Below are 663 nucleotides of genomic sequence, written 5' to 3' on the forward strand. Positions count from 1 at the left end.
GGCTGGCGTGGCATGTTTTTGGTGGGGATTATTCCGGCCTTTGTGGCCTGGTTTATTCGTCACCGCCTGCACGAGCCGGAAGTGTTTGTACGTAAGACCGATAAAAAAGCCTCGACCTGGTCTTCTTTCAAACTGCTGATGAAAGACAAGGCGACCAGTAAAGTCAGCGCCGGGATCGTGGTGCTCACCTCAGTTCAGAACTTTGGTTATTACGGCATCATGATCTGGATGCCAAGCTTTCTGTCCAAAACCCTGGGCTTCAACCTGACCAAATCGGCCATGTGGACCTCGGTGACTATTTTAGGCATGATCGCCGGTATCTGGGTGTTTGGACAACTGGCGGATCGTATTGGCCGCAAACCCTCGTTTTTGTTGTTCCAGGTTGGCGCTGTCGTTATGGTTTTGACCTATTCTCAACTGACCGATCCCATGACCATGCTGTGGGCCGGTGCGCTGCTCGGCGTGTTTGTTAACGGTATGATGGGTGGCTATGGTGCGGTGATGTCTGAAGCGTATCCAACCAATGCCCGTGCGACCGCGCAGAACGTGCTGTTCAACATTGGACGCGGTATTGGGGGTTTTGGCCCCGTGGTGATTGGTGCAGTAGCCAGCGTTTACTCTTTCCAGATGGCGATCGCGCTGCTTGCCGCTATCTACGTGGTG

Annotated in this window: 1 protein-coding gene; it reads left to right on the plus strand. The window is 53.5% G+C overall.

Going from position 1 to position 663, the window contains the following annotated elements; genetic code table 11:
* Positions 1 to 663 (plus strand): MFS transporter (locus J5224_RS33305; RefSeq protein ID WP_264629170.1); only part of this gene is annotated, 663 nt, incomplete at both ends.

It is taken from the genome of Candidatus Symbiopectobacterium sp. NZEC135 (genome assembly GCF_025962695.1).